This is a genomic window from Thioalkalivibrio thiocyanodenitrificans ARhD 1 (genome assembly GCF_000378965.1).
GTDB lineage: Bacteria > Pseudomonadota > Gammaproteobacteria > Ectothiorhodospirales > Ectothiorhodospiraceae > Thioalkalivibrio_A > Thioalkalivibrio_A thiocyanodenitrificans.
This window is the reverse complement of the sequence record NZ_KB900536.1, coordinates 2614-2900: the sequence shown is the minus strand read 5'-3', so window position 1 is coordinate 2900 and position 287 is coordinate 2614.

Sequence of the window (287 nt, the reverse complement as noted above, 5' to 3'; positions counted from 1 at the left end):
CCGGCGTGTCTTCCACGTGGGAGGACCGCGTCCCGAACGGAATTCCCGTTTCACTCATGGTGAATCCGAAAGTAAACCGGCCGATGCTTCTCAATCCAGAAATTCGACAGTCTCGTTAGAAGAGCCTATGGAACATTTGTCTAGGGAAGCTTTCTTAGCTGCATTTCTTGCAGAGTGGGATGCTCGGCTTCAAGCGGACCCCGTCAAGCTACACGAGGCCTATGCAAACAATCGCGCTTGGACTGACTACGTCCTTTCATATAAAGGATTCTTGAACGCTGTTGGAG